This is a genomic window from Hallella absiana, from assembly GCF_025457485.1.
Taxonomy (GTDB): Bacteria; Bacteroidota; Bacteroidia; order Bacteroidales; family Bacteroidaceae; genus Prevotella; species Prevotella absiana.
The window spans coordinates 21,026-39,385 of record NZ_JAMXSP010000012.1 but is presented as its reverse complement, the minus strand read 5'-3'; the positions used below and the strand labels follow the sequence as shown (position 1 = coordinate 39,385).

The following is an 18,360-nucleotide window of genomic DNA, read 5'->3' as shown; positions in this document are numbered from 1 at the left end:
ATAAATCCTTATAATTTATCATGCCATGGTGTTTATGCCAATACAGTTTTGATATCAGCCACGATCTGTGTCTCTGTGAGGTGATTGTCACGAAGCAGATCATTGACATCGTAACGGTCGTAGAGCGCTTTCTTCACACCAAAGTTGAGCACCTTCATGTCCGTGGGACCATAGTAACGGGCGATGCGCTCACCAAAGCCACCGTCCAAACTGCCATCCTCGAGAGTTACAATCAGCTGATGGTCACGCTTGAGCTCATCGAGCAGCTGCTCGTCGACACCCGTCAGGTAGCGTGGGTTGATGAGGGTGGCGTTGATGCCTTCGTCGGCCAACAGCTTGAGCACAGCCTCGCCCTTTTGATAGAATCCGCCAACGGCAATCACCGCAACCTTACTGCCCCGATAGGTCACTTGGAACTTGTTCAGTTGACTGTAGTCTGTCGGATACTCCTCATTGCTATGAACCACAGCACACGGTACGCGAAGCGCCACACTGTACTTGTCCTGCGCTATCGCCCAGTCCTCCATGGCAATAAACTCTTCCCACGTGGTCGGTGCTAAATACACTAAATTGGGGATATGCGAGAACATGGGTATGTCGAAGAAGCAGATGTGTGTGAAGTCGTTCATACCGTAAATGCTTGCCCCTAAAACGTTAATAACCGCCGGATTGCCATTCACAGCCAAATCCTGACACAGCTGGTCGTAGGTACGCTGCATGAAGGTTGCCGGTGTGCCCCAGACAGGATGCGCCCCCGCCTTGGCAGCACCCGAGATGAGCGCCACAGCTTCCTCCTCCGCAATGCCCACGTCGACATAGTGCTTGCCCAGTGCCTCGCGACGCTCCTTCGACAGGCCACTCATGGCTGGTACGGCACTCTGAACAACGAGAAGTTTGTCGTCGAGCTCAGCTTTCTTCACGAAGTACTGCCCGAGCAGGTCGCTGAAGTTTTCACCACCGCCGACGTTTTTCGGCTTTCCGGTCTTCAAGTCGAAGGGCACACTCCAGTGCCAGGCCTCTTTGTCTTCCACAGCGGGTTGATAGCCGTGACCCTTCTCGGTATGCAGATGAACGACGATGGGATGGTTGATGTCCTTGACCTTGCGGAAAGCCTCAACGAGCTTCTCAATATCGTTGCCCGCTTCCACATACATGTAATCGAAACCTAACGCGCGGAAGATATTGTTGCTGTTCTCGCCGTTGCTCTCACGCAGTGCTGCCAAACTCTTGTACATACCGCCATGGTTCTCGGCGATGGACATCCCGTTGTCATTGAAGAGCACAATGAAGTTGGTTCCTGCCTCTGCCGCCACATTGAGTCCTTCGAAGGCTTCGCCTCCTGAGAGCGAACCGTCGCCAAGAACCACTACAATGTTGTATTTTTCACCCAGGAGATCACGCGCAGCCTGAAGTCCGGAAGCCAACGCCACAGAAGTCGACGTATGTCCTACCTCAAAGAGATCATACTCCGAATTCTCCCGTGGAGAGGAATAGCCGGAAATGGCATTCATGTCATCCACCTTGAGAAAGCCATCCTTACGGCCGGTAAGCATCTTATGAGGATAGACCTGATGGGAAACGTCAAAGACAAACTTGTCCCGTGGGGCGTCAAAGACATAATGCATAGCCACCGTAGCCTCGGTGAAACCAAGATTGGGGCCTACATGACCACCATGATTGCTGACCCGGTTGAGCACGCCGGTACGAATCTCATCGGCGAGCACATTCAGTTCATTGATATTTAATCCCTTGATGTCCTGAGGACTGTTGACCTTTTCTATATACATAACCAAATACTCTAAATGTTTTTCTATTGTTGTTTTGCTTATTACTTTTTCCGGTTGCAAAGTTAGCAGATTCTTTTTAGACTGCAATTACCTTGATCAAGGTTATTACAACCTATTTTGCATATCAGGCTATTTCTGATCCGCTATAACTATTCAGCAGGCAAGTAGGAGTGCGTCGAGACGCCGTGCCTCCTACTTGCCTGCAGAATAGTTACAGTCTGCCACCGAAGAGTAAATAGAAGTTAAACAAGAACCAAAAGGAAGGGGAATTCCGCTGGAGACGAAAAAAACTTGTAAATTTGTAAGGGAGAGCAATATAGTAAATTCATGCCATACTACATATAACTACATAATTTTATTACAAGAACATTATGAAAGCATTGTTTATCAACGGAAGTTCCCGCAAGAACGGCAACACAGCCAAACTGTTGCAGCGGGCTATGGAAGGAGCCGAAGAAGCCGGAGCAGAAGTGGAGTGGGTCAACCTCTATGACCGCAAACTCAATATCAAAGGATGCATGAGTTGCTTCGCCTGTAAGGTGAAAGGTGGGAAGAAGGGCGTATGCTCTTTCAAAGACGACCTGCTGCCCATCCTTCAGAAAGCAGTCGAAGCTGATGTGCTGGTGTGCGGATCACCCAACTATTGCGGTTACCCCACTGCTTTGCTTCGCGCATTCATGGAACGGATCATCTTCCCTACGGTGAACTATTCCGACTACAGCAAGCCCACAGTACTGAAAAAGATCCATACGGCCACCATCTACACGATGAACTGTCCGAATGATGCGATCTACCAAAAGATGAACTACCAGTATCTGATGGATACCAACGCCAACGAGTTGGGTGTCTTCGGTCCTACAGAGATTCTGCGGAGCTACGATACCTACCAGTTTAATAACTACAGCCGCTACGATGCCGCTATGATTGACGAGCGCCACAAGGCAGAAGTGCGCGCTACACAGTTTCCTAAAGACATGGAAGCAGCCTATGAGTTAGGCAAACGATTGGTGAGAGAGGCAGCAGGTGAAGCCTGTTGCACAAAAGCCTAACGGATCTGCATGTTCCTTCGATATTGAACGGGCGTCATCCCTGTATGTGCTTTGAAGTAGCGTATCATCAGGCTGTCATCAGGAAAATGGAAAGTGGTGGCTATCTGGCGGATACTGTCATTGGTATTTCGCAGACGTAGCTTCAGTCGGGTGATGACATATTCGTTGATCATCATCTTCGGTGTCTTGCCCGTCTTCCGCTTTACGATGACGGCAAGATACTTGCGGGTGATGCAGAGCCGGTCGGCATAGTATTGAACATCTTTCGATTCCATGAAGTCATGCTCGAGGATGTTCATAAACCTGGCAAAGAGCTCATCGGTTCGCTGCGAGTCAACATCGGGGTGGCGCAGTTCAGGATGCTGCCGGAGGAAATCGGAGAAACCCAAAAAGAAGCTCTTCAGCTGCAGGGCGACGATCTCATCAGTCACGCGACAGCCGTCAGTGGAGAAGAAATGCTGCAGGATGGTGAGCATGGGGCTGATGACGTCTGCTACAATCTGCCTCTCCCGGCAAAGTCTGTCGTTTCTCAAAGAGAAATAGACGCTCTCTTCTATATGCAGACTCGCCATCCGCAGCATATCGTCGCTATAGACCAGCGCTATGCCATGAAATTCTTCCGACACATCTTCTATCTGCACAATATCCGTAGGAAAGAATGTTATGGTCTCCCCCGCATGAATGGTCCACTGCGAGAATTCAATCCGCACCCTCGCCCAGCCTCTGTCACATAATAATAACTCCCCATAGCCTAAGATCTGTGGCTCATTGGAAAAAGAAGAGGCGGTCACCTCTTTCAACTGGCATTTCTTGTTATTCATGCTTGCAAAGTTACGAACAAAGATGCGCTTTTTTGCACCTTTGTTCCTGAAATGAATGCTTTCGTCGCTTTTTTCGTGAACTATAGTTCGCAAAATGTCCCTACCTTTGCACTCGCAAACCAGAAGAGGACCTTCCTCCACCTTGGAAAATCACTTGATTCCAACGCGTTTATCTGTTGCGCACTACTTTGAGTAGAAGAATTCAGGATGAATACAAATGAATAGACGAAAAATGATAAAAACAAAACAGGCATTGCTCACCATAGCACTTGCCTCAGCACTCTGCGCCCCGGCGCAAAAAGCCCACCGACTGAGCATCCATGACATGTTTGGTATTCTTGATACTGAAAACCGCTCCATGAAAGCTAACGATGCTGCTGTCTCCACAGCCAAGAAAGGTTGGGAGAGTGCCCGTGCCCAACGGTTGCCGGACATCAATACTTCACTCTCGGCGAGCTATATCGGTAATGCGCTCCTTACCGACCGTGACTTTACCAACGTCCACGGACTCTCGTCACCTCACTTCGGCAACAACTTCGCCCTCGATGCACAGCAGGTCATCTATGCCGGCGGAGCCATCGACACCGGGATCGAGCTCGCTGCGTTAGGTGTCAAGCAGGCGGAGACCCAGAAAGCCGTGCAGCGCCAGAACCTCCGCTTCGCTGCCATAGGACAGTATTTAGAATTGCAGAAACTCGCCAATCGCGAGCAGGTAGTGAAAAGCAATATTGCTCTCACCCAACGTCTCATCGCCAACATCGAGGACCGACAGCGGCAAGGAGTGGCATTGAAGAACGATGTCACCCGCTATCAGTTGCAGTTGCAGACCTTGCAGTTGCAACTGACAAAGATAGCCAATTATCGCGCCATAGCCAATCATCAGTTGTGCAACACGCTGAACATCAGTGTCAACGACTCCATCGTACCCACAGACAACGTTGCCAACAGTGCTTACGAGAAAGCGGGGGAAGACCGCTGGCAGCAGCAGGCAGCATCATCCTCGCCACTTCTGCAGCTCAGCGACCTGGGTATCGACATGGCACGCAAACAGGAGAAGTTGACACGCAGCGAGATGCTGCCGAAGATAGCCGTGGTGGCTCATGAAGGATTCGACGGCCCCGTCACCTTCGAGCTGCCTCCTATCAACAAGAACCTCAACACCTGGTATATCGGTGTCGGCGTGACCTATTCGCTCTCTTCACTCTTCAAGAGCGACAAGAAGCTGCATCAGGCCCGACTCGCCACGCAACAGGCTGTGTTGCAGAAGGAAGTGACGCGCGAACAACTCAACAATCAGGTACAGGCCGCCTACACCGAATATCTCCAGAGCTTCGTGGAGCACAACACGGAAAGGAAGAATGTGGAACTGGCTCAGGAGAACTACCAGGTAGTGAATGACAGATACCTCAACCAGCTGGCACTTATCACTGATATGATAGATGCCAGCAACACTCTGCTCGATGCACAGCTGCGAGAGGTGGATGCCAAAATCAATATCGCATACAATTATTATAAAATGAAATACGTCGCCGGCGAACTGTAAATCCGGTACACCTTCGTTCCTGAGGAACGGAAAAAGAATCACATCAAGAGAAAAATCAGACATGAATAAGAGAAAGCAAATTTTACGGTCGTATAATCTATTGGTCATCGCACTGCTCATCTTCGGTGCCCTCTATGTGTGTGCACGTTTCATCCACTTGGGTGATGTCGTCTACACCGACAACGCAATGACCTATCGCAACATCTCTCCGGTGAACACACGCGTGCAGGGATTCATCAAAGAGATACGCTTCCAGGAGTTTCAGCATGTGAAGAAAGGCGACACCCTGGTCATCATCGAGGACGCTGAGTTCCGTTTGGCATTGGCACAGGCTGAGGCCGGACTGAAAGGTTCCCGTCAGGGCAGCGGTGCGGTGAGCGCGGGCATCAGAACCACCGGCAACAATGTCAACGTGGCCGCTGCCGGCATGGAGGTTGCCTCGGCAGGTATCAGTGAGGCAAAGGAAGACATGGACAATGCCAAGAAAGACTTCAACCGCTTTGCGGCCCTCCTCAGCCGTGGTGCCGTCACGCAACAGCAATACGACAATGCCAAGACCCGCTATGAGCAGGCGCACAGCCGGTGGATGGCTGCCCGTGCCCGGCTCACGCAGGCTTCGGCAAGCCGTACGGCAACGGCAGGGGTCGCAGGGGAGCAGCGTTACCGACTCGGACAGAGCCGCGCCGGAGAGAGTGTCGCCGATGCTCAGCTGAACCTGGCACGCCTCAACCTCTCTTATACAGTCATCACGGCGCCCTGCGACGGATATGTGGGCAGGAAAGACATCTATGTCGGACAGCTCGTGCAGCCCGGACAGCTTTTGACGCGTGTCGTCGACGACGCCGAGGTGTGGGTCATCGCCAACTACCGTGAGTCACAGATGAAGCATGTGAGCAACGGCGAGGCTGTCACCTTCACCTGCGATGCCGTACCCGGTGTGACCTTCAACGGAAAAGTGAAGAGCATCAGTGCCGCCAGTGGTGCCGCCTATGCGGGACAACCCGTAGACAATGCCACGGGAAACTTCGTCAAGGTTGAGCAGCGCGTGCCCGTGCGTATCGAACTGACTCGTGACAACAAAGCCGCTGACATCCGAAAACTGCTCAGTGGACTGAATGTAGAAACAGAAGTACATTATTAATACTGATGGCAGATCCAATGATCGGGCGTCCGTTCGCGATGCCCATGATAAAACCTTTCATCCCCAAAAAGGTCCAGCCCTGGCTGTACCTGCTGTGTGCCGTCATCTTCCAGATGGTGAATACCGTCTATATGGGCTCCATGCAGCAGATGGTGGGCGACTTGGGGATTATGCGGGAAGATGTGTCTTTCATCTTCCTCTGCGGTGTGGTGGGCGTGGCCATGCCTTTCCCCATCCTCTTCCGGCTGAAATTCCGATACACCAACCGGCAGTTAGAACTGTTCGCCGTATCGGGAATGATCATCTGTATCCTCCTCACGCTGGCATTGGTCAACTTTACCGACGTAGTGCTCACGCTGCCTTTGATGTGCTTGTTGTCCTATTGCTGTTGCTTCTTCAAGCTGATGGCTACCTTCGAGGTCTTCAGCAATATCCAGTTGTGGATGACGCCCAAGCGCGACTTCGAGATCTTCTTCCCTCTGCTCTATATCGTTGTGTTGGGCGACATGAGCGCAGGTTCATGGATGTCGCAGCAGCTCACCTATTACTGTGGGTCGTGGCAGGCTGCCCAATGGTTTATCGTCGGCGTGCTCCTGCTCGTGCTGCTGTTCATGTACACCTGCACACAGCCGTTCCGCTTCATGAAGCCGCTGCCTTTCATCTCCATCGACTGGCTCGGACTGGCCTTGTGGTCAGCTTTCCTCTTGGAGCTGATATGGCTGTTCAACTATGGGGAGCATTACAACTGGTGGGACAGTGAGCTATGGCTCAACGTCTTGGGAGCTGTCATCGTCACTTTCTATTTTGCCCTACAGCGCATGCGCCACATCCATCATGCCTATCTCGACTACAGAGCCTTCAAATACAAGACGTTGTGGCCGATCCTGTTCATGTTTGGCGTGGCAGATCTGATGAACTCCACATCAACATCCTTGGAGAGCGTCTACACAGGTGCCATCATGCACTGGGGCATGATGACGTTGTCCATACAGAACATCGTGGCCATCATAGGCAGCATGACGGGATGCCTTTTCTGTCTGTGGTGGATGAAAATGCTCCGGCTGCCCTACACGCGCCTGTTGACCATCGGTTTCGGCTTTCTGTTAGTGTATCAGGTCTGCATGTATTTCTACATCACACCGACCCTGAATTTCGAGCGCCTCATCTTCCCCACCTTCATCCGCACATTCGGCTACGCCATCTTCTTCACCACGCTGACGCTCTACTTGGAGGAGCTCATGCCTTTCCAGCATTTCTTCATGGGACTGACGATCGCCGGTTTCGTGAGAAACGGACTGGTCAGTGCCATCGGCGGCGGTCTCTATGGCTTCTCACTGCGCCGCCATGTCGCCGACAACCTCGTCAGCGGTCTGCCCTTCACCGTGTTCGACAGCATGCTCATGGCCATCAAACAGCTCTATGGCGTCACCTGTCTGATAGGCTGTGCCTTCATGCTCTTGCTCATGCTCTGGCATGTGCAGCCGGTACGCAGCACCCTCAAGCGACTGCCCTACTGGAACGCCATCGGCAGAGCCATGAGAAAGGAATTGGGAAAAGAATAAAGATAATCATAGTTATACAACCAGACTTTCAGAACTGTCCTCACCAGCAGCCCTGTCAATGCACGTAGAGGCTCAAGTCATTGCCTCTTACCATGCTTACTATAGGGCTGCTGACGTTTTATTGTATAGCGTTAATTAACGATAATATCATTATTATTATTAGATAAGAACCTTAAAATAATACGGATTATTCCGCCTATTAGAATTATTTTCCCTAACTTCGCTAACAAAGAAATATAAATTCATGAACCTTAATATCCTTTCAACAACTTGATAGGTATTGTTTCGGTTATTAAACACAAACAAGAAATGGAGAATAAGAAAAACAACCCGTGGCCGGGCCCCGAAGGCCTTATTCCAGTGACAAGCGGTAAGGCCGACGATGCCAATGTCATCAACCGCAGATACCTTGACAGTCTGTTAGTAGAGATGCGTGTCATAGACTCTGTGAAACCGTGCCTAACTACACGTATCTTCGGTAGAGAGTTCTCATCACCCATTATGATGCCCGCCTTCTCACATCTCAACAAGGTTGGGAAGAATGGTCGCAAGCCCATGGAGGAGTATGCTCTTGCCGCCAAACAACTAGGATTGCTCAACTGGGTTGGCATGGAGCCTGACGAGGAATATGCCGGAATTGCAGCGGTAGATGCACCTACTGTTCGCATCATCAAGCCATTCGCCGATCACGACATCATTCTTGAGCAAATAGACTTTGCCGTGAAGCATGGTGCTATAGCCGTAGGTGTCGACATCGATCATATTGCCAATAAAAATGGCGGATACGATGTTGTGGACGGTCAGCCTCTCGGTCCCGTCACCCTTGCCGACCTCAAGACTTATGTCGAGGCTGCCCGCGTGCCCTTCGTAGCCAAGGGCGTGCTGTCGGTCAGCGATGCGCTGAAGGCAAGGAATGCCGGATGCAAGGCGGTGCTGGTGTCGCACCATCATGGACGCATACCTTTCGGTATTCCTCCCACAGCCGTGCTTCCACGGATAAAAGATGCCTTGCAAGGCAGCGGCATGATGATTTTCTGCGATTGTGGTATCGACACGGGCTACGATGCATATAAAGCCTTAGCCCTTGGTGCCGATGCTGTTGCGGTGGGCCGCGGCATACTCGCTCCACTCCTCAAGGAAGGAACGGAGGGCGTGGTGAGAAAAATCCGTCAGATGAACGAGCAACTGTCTGAGCTAATGCTCTATACAGGCATCAAAGATACTGATTCGTTTGACTCGTCCATCATCCATCCAAGTGTCAGCGTCCAATAATCAAAACGCATCGCCATGATGGAGTAATCAACGCTAATGCCTTTTTCCAATCATTGTGATGACTATTGAAGTCATGGCGAAAGCCAGTCCTATGGCAGACACCCCAGTCCATCCCATCCAGTTCCAGGCTAATCCCGACAGCATGGTGCCCATGGCACCGAAGATGAAGTAGATGGTCATGAAATCGCCTAAGGGTATAACAAAAAACAAAGCCAAGGCATACCCAACCTGTGCCACCACCGTAACAAAGTTGGCTGCCACCTCACTGGTGTGCATCTCCTGCCGGATAACATCAAGCAGAGGCTGATATAATAAATGTTGGCGGCCATAAAAGCCGCCACAACGGAAAGGACGATCACTAACGTGAAAGAGATTCCACCATCGGGCGTCAATGAGCGATAGGGGCGAAGAAATGATTTCAGTCGATTCATACTATTTTCTTTATATTTATCTCCTAAGAAGTCTTTTTATAACGGAAGACAAACCGCTGGAGCTATTTCGACTGATTTCAAAAGTCAGGTTCCTACCAGAACCCATGGAAGAGCATCCTATGCCACTATCTTCCACGCCGTGATCGTGCGCTCCTCGGAAGAGAAGCGGATGCCGACCTTGACGATGTGGCGTCCGTCGGCCTCGTAGGGGATGGCATAGCCCTTGTCGTCGATCTGCTTGAGCGCTTCCTCCACAGTGCCGTCGAGCTTCAGTTCCATGACGTAGATGGTGGTGTCGGTCTTCATCAGAATGTCCATCCTGCCCTTTGCTGTGCGCACCTGGGTATAGACATAGACATTGAGGAAGGAGAACATCACGTAGAGCATGGCGGTGAAATGACCCTCTGAAGTGGGCGCATCCTGCAATGTTCCCTCCTGATAGGGAATGCTGGCAAAGAAAGCGCGGGCAGCCTCGAGTGCCTCATCGATGTCGTCCTTCCGCAAGGCAAGGTACATCTTGCCAGCGGCAGTGCGTGCCTCTACAGGATCTTTGACGACATAGAACGGCAGCAGCGCGTGCATCAGTCCCACCTTCACCTCCTCGTTGGGGTAGCCGAGAGTATAGTTGGACAATATGGGGTCGTAGCCTTTGATCGTGAGATAACCGCTCTGATAGAACAACGGCAGCACGGAGTGCATGTTCTCGGTAGGAGCGTCGAAATCGTCGGCGCCTGCCTCACTGCCATCCAATTTTGTAAGGTCGGTATGGAACCGCTTCATCATCTTGACTAAGAACGTCGGCGTACCGGTGGAGAACCAGTAGTTGTTGAAGGCGGAGTCATCCATGGCGGAGAGCAGACTGAAAGGATTGTACACACCCTCAGAGTGATACGCGAAATGATAACCGTCGTATTTGAGTTTCAGTTTTGCCAGCACCTCGTCTTTGGTCATGTCGTTTGCCTTGCCAAGCTCATCGATGCCCTCTTGGAAGTTGTCCATCATCTCCCGCTCCGTAATACCGCATATCGAAGCATATTTGGGGTTCATGGAGATATTCTTAAGGTTGTCGATTTGTGAGAAGATGCTGAGCTGCGAGAACTTGGAGATACCGGTGATGAAGACGAAGCGGAGGTACGGGTCGAGGTCCTTGAGCGGTGAATAGAACGACTGCAGTTCCGTGCGCATCGGCTCCAGCTTGTCGCTGTCGTGGAGCACGGTGAGCAACGGTGCGTCGTATTCATCGATGAGCACCACAACCTGTGTGCCGGTCTTCCTATAGATATCCTCGACGAGTCGTCGGAAGCGTATCGTGATGTTGAGACTGTCACGATTCTCAATGCCGTATTCCTCTTCCGCGGACCCCAACTGGTATTGTATCAGACTGTCGAGGTCCTCCACGGTACCCCGCTTGGCAGAAGCCAAAGAGAAGTGGAGCACGGGATAGTGTTTCCACTCCGTCTCGAGCTTCTCTATCGCCAGCCCTTTGAACAGCTCCTTCCTTCCGGAGAAATAAGCGTCAAAGGTGCTCGTCAGCAGAGACTTACCAAAGCGGCGGGGACGCGACAGAAAGACGAACTGCCCCGGATGGCAGACGTCATAGACATATTTCGTTTTGTCGACGTAGAGGAATCCGCCCTTGCGGATCTTCTCAAAAGTCTGTATTCCTATCGGATAGTATACCATAGCGCATGAAAGTCTTTGCTTGCAAATTTAGGCAATTTATCCGAATAAAAGAAGAGAAGACGCTGGCAAATTTAAAATAAACGTGAAATTGGGATGGCTGGGAATTTACGACAAAAAGTTAGAGGGTGTATCAAAATTCTGGTTCATCCTCTTTTTCGTATTATTTTTTAAAACAAAGCCTCGACTTTCACAAGCCGGGGCTTTGTCATATCACAAAAATTTAGTATCTTTGTGGTATAAAACGAATTACATGGCAAAAGTACACTTTCGGGATTACAATCCCAAACAAATTATCCTTTTTCCTCAACGTCTTGACAAAGATATTGCAACAAACGTTTATACAGAAATTCAGCAAGATTTTCAACGCTTGTTTTTACTGCCTTACAAATGATTGTTCGCTGCGTAGATTTTAATCATTCCCTGCGTAGCGAACGATCTTTTTCTATAGCGTTACAACATTGGGAACATAGCTTCGACCCCGCAAGAACATAGCTTCGACCCCGCAAGAATGCAGCTTCAAACCCACTCAATCAAGGGCAACAGGATCATCGAGGTCAACCACCGTCTTGCCAAATACAGAAAGCAGGCCGCGGAAAGACTTACTTCGGAAGAAGAAATAAAATATAGGGGGAAAAGATGCATAGAGCCAGAGGCCGTCTTCGGACAGATGAAATACGACATGAACTACAAACGCTTCAGGCACTTCGGTATGGACAAGGTCAAGATGGATTTTGCTTTCTTTGCAATTGCTTTCAACATAAAGAAAATGTGCTCGAAAATCAATAAAAAAAGGCAAGGGAAAGCCTTTTGGAGCCGCTAATACGGCCTATTTCTGCCTCCTTGCGGTCCTGACGACTCTAGAAACAGCGAAAAATGGAATTTTAACTAAAAAGTCGGCCTAATCCTAATTTTACGACTATCATTGTAAAAGAAAAGAGGATGCACCATAAAACTTAATTATGATACACCCTCTACAGAATTTTATTTATTGGCCTTCCACCACGTGATGTTGCTCTCATCCCATTTATCTTTGGGTTCCGGAGCCTCATCAGGGTAGCCGACGAGGATGCAATTCAGCGGCACGAGATTGCCGGGCAGCCCCAGGGCTTTGCTCACGCCGTTGACCTTTCGCATCTCCGGGTAGACACTTGTCCAGACGGCACCGAGCCCCATGGCATGGGCAGCCAAGAGCATGTTCTCCGAAGCGCACGAGACATCTTCCACCCAGAAGTCGCGGGCCTGCCCCTCCATCATACGCGTGGTGTCGCCACAAGCGTAGATGACCACGGGCGACTGTGCGATCATCTCACCATGATGCTTCATCGTGGATGCATAAGCGTGGATGTCGGCGGTGTCGCTGAGAACCACAAAATGCCAGGGTCGCAGGTCGCGGGCTGTAGGAGCCGCCATACCCGCCTTGAGCAGGGCGAGCACCTTGGCTTTCTCCACCGGACGCTGTTGGAACTTACGGATACTGGTGCGTGTGAGGATGTTGTTCATCACTGCCGCACTGTCGTTGGTAAAGCCGTCCCCGGCAAAGGCAGTCTGAGCTGCCAGTGCCGTGAGGACGACAGCACATGATATTGAATGAATGAAATAATTCATAGCCGATTATTTTTTGACGATGCTGATGACCTTCACCGACTCGTTCTTGTCGAGCGTCATGAAGGCTGTTGCCACACCTGTCGTTGCATTTATCTTGTAGATGGTCGGCAGAACTGACGATGCAGCGCGCGTGGCCTTGGCATGATGCCAGCTGCCGCCACCACCAGTGGTAGATGCCTCAGCGGGGTTGATAGGAAGATAGAAGTAGCCGTCGTAGCCGTCACCGTAGCCGATGGAGTAGTTGCCCATGTCAGAAGCGGCGGGCACACCCGTTACCCATGTGAGGGTCTTGGTGTCCATGTCAGCGATGGCGAGTTTACCGGAGGTGCTCATATTGCTGTAAGCATCCTTATCGACATAGAACTCGAGCAGGAACTTGCTGCCGCTGATAGGATAAGCTTTGCGGAAGCGGTAGCCCTCACTGGCGGTGTAGATGTCGAACTTATAGTCGGGATCGAAGCTCGTTGCACCTTTTTTGATGCGCAGGGCACCGACCTTGGAACCGTCTGCGCTGGTGCCGCAGAACACATAAGCCGTGCCGTCGTCGGCTACGCCGCCCATAGCATAGCGGGCAGAACGCCAGGCGCCATAGATGCCACCGATGCGGCTGTCGAAGACAGGAGCGCTGACTGTGGAGAAGCTATAGTCGGAGAAGACCACAGCGGCAGAGTCGCGGTTGGAATAATAGAGTGTGATGGCTAAGCGGTTGTTGCCTAAGTCGAGGATGTCAGAGATGGCAGGGGCTGTGCCGTCTACGGCAAACTTCGTCAGGTCGGGAGCCGTCCAGGAAGTCATGGCACCGGCAGCCGTGAAATAGTTGACACCCATATCGCTGTTCAGTGCGCCATAGGAGTAGTTGCCGAAGACACCCACATTGCCGAAGTTGGTAACGATGTTCTTACCCTTCTCGATGAGTTTTCCGTTGACGAGCTGATAGATGCGTGTCCCCATCTTTCCGGCACCTATACCGCCCTTAGCCTCGTCGACAGAACCCTGACGATAGATGAAGCCCGTGAAGAAGCCGGCCTGAGAGTTGTATTTAGCCTGTGTGAAACCATCGGGGCTGTAGACCACGTCAGTATTGGTGCTGTCGCCATAGACCTTCTCGTCGGTCCAAGTCTTCTCTACATTGGTATAGACTTTCATACGCGTACCGCCCTTGAGACTCTTCGTAGCATCATTGGAAGCCACGATGAAACTTACTTCTGACGGGTTGATCGTAGCCTCACCGTTTGAAGCGCTACTGTCATCATTGTCGCTGCACGCAGTGAATGTGGCTGACAATGCTGTCAGTGCAGCCATGAAGAATACGTTTCTTTTTTTCATCTTTTATTAATTAGAATTTATGGTAATAAATAAAGTTCTTACTTCAAGTATCCTACGCTGCGGATGGTGGCTGCTCCGGTGACGGTGATGCCCTTAGTGGCCACTCCCGTGTTGGGATCGACATTGTAGAGCGCCGCGTAGCCTCCGCGCTGGGTGATGGGGATAAAGATCTTACCGTCGTGCACCATCGGCACGTCGCCCGTGGTCTGTCCCGAAGTGATGTTGAGCTTGTCGGGGAGACCGGTGACATCGACGTGGCTCTTCGTCTCCATATCGATGACAGCATAGTGGCGTGCGGCGCCCGTAGAGGTCGGTGTCTTGTCATCGTAGAGCTCTAAGAGGAACTTACTGCCCGTAATGGGCCACACGCGGCGGAACTTATAACCGCCGAGCTCCGACTGGATGTTGAAATAGTAGTCCTTGTCGAAGCCGTCAGCGCCTTTCTTGATGCGCAATGCCCCCGCTGGCAGGGTGGTCGTCGACTCATAGCTGTTGCTGAAGACATAGACGTTGCCGTCGTCGGCTTTATAGATGGAGTTGAGGGTCTGCGAGCGGAACTGTCCGCAGGCGTAGCTGATGCGGTTGTCGCCATAAACGGCCTTGATGTTGAGCGCTGTGTCCATCTTCACGACCCAGCAGCTGTCGGGATATTTCACGGTGCCGATGCTGCCGCCCTGAGCGTTGCTGCCGTCGTCTTTGTGATCCGACTTGATCATGGCGGTGAGGAAGGTGCCATCGCCGTTGTCTACGATTCCCGAGAAGGTGGCTTGCTGACCCTCACCGGCGATGTCGGTGGTGTAGCGTGACTTACTTCTGAGTAGTTTCACGCCACTGTCGTCGAGCGACCAGAAGTCGAAGACGGCGATGTCGGTGCGGTCGCCCCGGGTCTGACCGGATACCGAGGTGACAAACATATCGTCGATGAAGCCATAGGTCGTGAAACGGTCGTTGACCTGGAACTGTCCGATCTGCTCAAAGGGCTTGGTCTCGTCGGTGAGCTTCACGCAGTAGCCCAATCCGGCATACTGCTGCTGATACGACACGCCCACGGCATAGCTGTCCTTGAACGCCCATGTATAGGGCGAGGTGGGCAGCTCCTTGATGTTGCTGCTGATGTTCAGATCGCCGTCGGTGACCGAGGTGTTCTGAAGGATATACTCAGTGCCGTCGTCGGCAGCGGCGTCGAGGAAGAAGTGGCCCGACGTGGCGGCTCCGGTTGCGATGCCGCCACTTTCTCCATTGGTGCTCTCGGCACTGTCGTCGCTGCTGCACGCTGTGAACAAGGGCAGTGACAACAAGAACAGCACGAACGCTCCTCCATACAATCCCTTTGATAATAATGCTTTCATATCTTTTTCTATTTCAAGTCGTTAATAAAAATATTTTCGTTGTTATTTATTTGCTCAACGAATAGCGGAACTTGATGGCGAAGTTGCGGCCAGGCTTCTGCAGACTGTAGTTGTCGTAGAGCAGACTGTTGGTGAAGTTGTTGGCCTCTATCGAGATGTTGTACCGTCCGCCATAGATGGAATATGTGAGATTGGCGTCGTGGCTGTACTGCTCGGGCACGTAGAGCTTGGCGCCGTCTCCTGACCACGAGCGATAGAAACGGTGCACATAGCGCATGTCGTAGCCGATGGTGAGCTTGTTGTATTTTCCGAAGACATGCTTCAGCGTGTAGCTGGCATCCATATTGCCGAAGGCGTAGGGCAGGTTGGGCACACGGTTGTTGAAGGTCACGCTGAGGGCTCCGTTAGCGTTGTAGCGCTCACGGTTGCGCATGTTCTGCATAGAGTAGTTGCCGCCGATGGTGAAGATGTCCTTATAGAGATAATGTACAGCCGCGTCGAAGCCCTCGCCGAGCACATGGCCGTGGTTGGTGCTCACAGCCACTCCCTTGGCGTTGATGGTTCGGATGATGTAGTCCTGGATATTGCGGTAGTTGAGTCCGAGCTCTGCCACAATAGTGTGGGCATCGGCAAAGGTGTGCTCATAGTTGAAGTTGAGATTCACGTTGTTGCTCTTCTCCGGCATGAGCACGGCGTCGCCCTCCTCATAGTCGCCGTCGCCGAAGAGCTCCCGCTCACTGGGCAGCCGCAGTGCGCGCTCATAGCTCAACTTCACCTGTAGGTCGCGCCAGGGTGTCCATGTGCCGGCGGCACCGAAGCCGAGGGCCTGACTGTGGCGCTGCTGCTCCTCATACTGGGCGCGCGTGGTCTGGGAGACATTGACAGGACCCGTCACATGGGTATCGTAGTATTTCACGAAGGCAGTGGCGTTCCACTCGGTGTTGGGAATGAACTGATAGCTCAGCCCCGTGATGTCCTTGATGTTGATGCGGCGCATGAAGGTCGCCGCGGATGTCATGGCGCGATTAGCGGAGTTATCGGTGGTGTGCCGGTGGAAGTTGATATAAGTCTCGTTGAGCGTAAAGAAATGTTGGTCGCCGATGCGATAGGTGAGGTTGGCCACGGCAGTGAGCGTCTTTCCCGTGAACTCAGCGAGCGAAGTGGCACCCTCGCCCTGCGACGCTTTGGGGATCCACTGTCCCGTCCAGCTGTAGGTGCGGCTGAGCGTATCGACGTTGTTCGTCGTGGTATAGTCGTAACGGGCTGAGAGACGCAGGTTGAGCCCCTGTGTGAAGAGGTTGCGCTTCTCATAGAGCAGGCTCGGCGTGAGCCCCCAGTTCTTGCGCAGCTTCCCGCCGAAGACGATCTTCATCAGGTTGGCATTCTGCACCTGCGCATATTCGTGGGTATACTGCAAGCCGAAGAGCAGTTTGTTCGCCCACGACTTATTCACCAGTCCCGCCTGGAGCACCACTGCCTCGTTGTGGTAGCGGTCGTGGAAGCGTCGGAACCATCCTTCCTCATTGCTGATGGTGGAGTTGGAGAGGTCGGTCCACTGCGTCTTCACCTTATAGTCGTTGTCGGAATAGTTCTGATACGCATTGAATCGGACCACGAGCCCACGCTTGCCGGTCCATCCGAGGGCGATGTTGCTGCGATGGGTGTTGAACGAACCATAGCTGTAACTGGCATCGACGTAGGTGCGTGGACTGTGGTCGGTGACGATGTTGATGACGCCGCCGATGGCATCGCCGCCGAAGTCGACGGGCACCACACCTTTATACACCTGCAGCTGCGAGGCAAAACCCGCAGGGATGTTGTTCAGTCCGAAGCTGGTATTGGAGTTGTCCATCGGCATGCCGTCGAGGAACACCTTGACATGCTGTCCGGTGAAGCCGTTGAGGTTGAGCTGGACGGCTGACCCTACGCCGCCCTCTTCTCTGATCTTGATTCCCGCCACACGGTCGAGGGCATGGGCCAGGTCGAGGTTGGTGTTGCGCAACTTACGGGTGTCGATGGCGACAGCATTGTAGGCCGACTTGTTGACGCGGTCGACATATTTGCCGCGCACTACGACCTCACCCAAGCGCTGCGTGCGTTTCAGCGCTGTCGTGTCCGGCCGGTAATGGCCGTCGTGCGGATGCTGTGCCGCCACGTCTGCCGACAGCAGGAGCATGGACACAGTAATCCCTAAGAGTAATAATTTTTTCTTTATCATATCCATTCAATATCATTTCTTATGTCCGACATTTTTTACATCATGTCACGATATAAGATATGGTATTCTTCTGTGGTACAATAAGGTGGATATGATCATCCAATGGTTTTACGCCGTTACACAAAGTATAAAGGCTGGGTCTCCTTATCCGTTTCCGTCAACCAATCTTTTTACAACAACGGGCCATCCCGTTTGTCGGCTGCAAAGGTAGCCACAATGACGGAAACGCACAATACCTAAAAATGATGAAATCCCGAGAGCGATGTCCCGGGATTCCACCAAAAATCATGACTTCGTAAATGCGTCACCCATATTTATCCAGTTGAATAGTCTTTTCTAACTAAAACAAATAAAACCCTTGCTGTGGTGCAAGGGCTGCGCCCATTGTTTCTTCTCCGGCTCCGGCTTGCTCCGAAGCAAGCTTCGGCAAGCTGGGGCCGGAGAAGAAACAGCCTTCGTTCCTCAGGCTTGCATCACAGCAAGAAAAACCTTATAAAAACAGGCTCGCGCGGTGAATGTTAGAAGTTAGCAATTATATTTAGCGCGATACGCATAATATTTCAGACTCTATTC

Annotated in this window: 12 protein-coding genes and 1 pseudogene; 6 read left to right on the top strand and 7 right to left on the bottom strand. The window is 51.8% G+C overall.

What is annotated here, in order from left to right:
* Nucleotides 1–32: 32 nt before the first annotated feature.
* A complete protein-coding gene (locus tag NG346_RS07815) occupies nucleotides 33–1,787 on the bottom strand; it encodes a 1-deoxy-D-xylulose-5-phosphate synthase (RefSeq protein ID WP_262280681.1) in 1,755 nt (584 codons plus the stop codon).
* Between the two features lie 371 nt (nucleotides 1,788–2,158).
* Between NG346_RS07815 and NG346_RS07810 the strand changes: the two genes are divergently transcribed.
* Complete coding sequence (locus tag NG346_RS07810) at nucleotides 2,159–2,836, top strand: flavodoxin family protein (RefSeq protein ID WP_262288555.1); 678 nt, start codon at nucleotides 2,159–2,161, stop codon at nucleotides 2,834–2,836.
* On the opposite strand, the gene NG346_RS07805 is transcribed toward NG346_RS07810, so the two are convergent.
* Nucleotides 2,833–3,657: a helix-turn-helix domain-containing protein gene (locus NG346_RS07805; RefSeq protein ID WP_262280682.1), complete on the bottom strand. Its 825-nt coding sequence runs from the start codon at nucleotides 3,655–3,657 to the stop codon at nucleotides 2,833–2,835. The two genes, NG346_RS07810 and NG346_RS07805, sit on opposite strands and share 4 nt — an antisense overlap.
* A 232-nt stretch (nucleotides 3,658–3,889) precedes the next feature.
* Here NG346_RS07805 and NG346_RS07800 point away from each other — a divergent pair, with 232 nt between their 5' ends.
* From NG346_RS07800 to NG346_RS07785, 4 genes are all read left to right on the top strand, one after another.
* Nucleotides 3,890–5,200: a TolC family protein gene (locus tag NG346_RS07800; protein WP_262288554.1), complete on the top strand. Its 1,311-nt coding sequence runs from the start codon at nucleotides 3,890–3,892 to the stop codon at nucleotides 5,198–5,200.
* A 61-nt stretch (nucleotides 5,201–5,261) separates the two neighbouring features.
* Nucleotides 5,262–6,341: an HlyD family secretion protein gene (locus NG346_RS07795; protein WP_262288553.1), complete on the top strand. Its 1,080-nt coding sequence runs from the start codon at nucleotides 5,262–5,264 to the stop codon at nucleotides 6,339–6,341.
* A 5-nt stretch (nucleotides 6,342–6,346) separates the two neighbouring features.
* Nucleotides 6,347–7,903 carry a hypothetical protein gene (locus tag NG346_RS07790; protein ID WP_262288552.1) on the top strand — a complete coding sequence of 519 codons (1,557 nt, stop codon included), beginning with the start codon at nucleotides 6,347–6,349 and terminating at the stop codon, nucleotides 7,901–7,903.
* A 309-nt stretch (nucleotides 7,904–8,212) separates the two neighbouring features.
* A complete protein-coding gene (locus NG346_RS07785; RefSeq protein WP_262288551.1) occupies nucleotides 8,213–9,175 on the top strand; it encodes an alpha-hydroxy-acid oxidizing protein in 963 nt (320 codons plus the stop codon).
* 548 nt (nucleotides 9,176–9,723) lie between these two features.
* Here the strand turns inward: NG346_RS07785 and NG346_RS07780 are convergent.
* Complete coding sequence (locus NG346_RS07780; protein ID WP_262279931.1) at nucleotides 9,724–11,289, bottom strand: ATP-binding protein; 1,566 nt, start codon at nucleotides 11,287–11,289, stop codon at nucleotides 9,724–9,726.
* Between the two features lie 532 nt (nucleotides 11,290–11,821).
* Here NG346_RS07780 and NG346_RS07775 point away from each other — a divergent pair.
* A pseudogene (locus NG346_RS07775) lies at nucleotides 11,822–12,109 on the top strand (transposase); the annotation flags it as partial.
* A gap of 161 nt (nucleotides 12,110–12,270) precedes the next feature.
* Here the strand turns inward: NG346_RS07775 and NG346_RS07770 are convergent.
* From NG346_RS07770 to NG346_RS14695, 4 genes are read right to left on the bottom strand one after another with little or no spacing between them, the layout of a single operon-like run.
* Nucleotides 12,271–12,894, bottom strand: coding sequence for a nitroreductase family protein (locus tag NG346_RS07770; protein WP_262279932.1), 624 nt, complete (start codon nucleotides 12,892–12,894; stop codon nucleotides 12,271–12,273).
* Nucleotides 12,895–12,900: 6 nt separating this feature from the next.
* Nucleotides 12,901–14,220: a DUF4374 domain-containing protein gene (locus NG346_RS07765; RefSeq protein ID WP_262279933.1), complete on the bottom strand. Its 1,320-nt coding sequence runs from the start codon at nucleotides 14,218–14,220 to the stop codon at nucleotides 12,901–12,903.
* 38 nt (nucleotides 14,221–14,258) lie between these two features.
* On the bottom strand, nucleotides 14,259–15,569 hold the full coding sequence (locus NG346_RS07760; RefSeq protein WP_262279934.1) for a DUF4374 domain-containing protein: 1,311 nt from the start codon (nucleotides 15,567–15,569) through the stop codon (nucleotides 14,259–14,261).
* A gap of 46 nt (nucleotides 15,570–15,615) precedes the next feature.
* The gene (locus NG346_RS14695) at nucleotides 15,616–17,787 is read right to left on the bottom strand and encodes a TonB-dependent receptor (protein ID WP_262279935.1); all 2,172 of its coding nucleotides are present in this window, start codon (nucleotides 17,785–17,787) and stop codon (nucleotides 15,616–15,618) included.
* Nucleotides 17,788–18,360 lie beyond the last annotated feature (573 nt).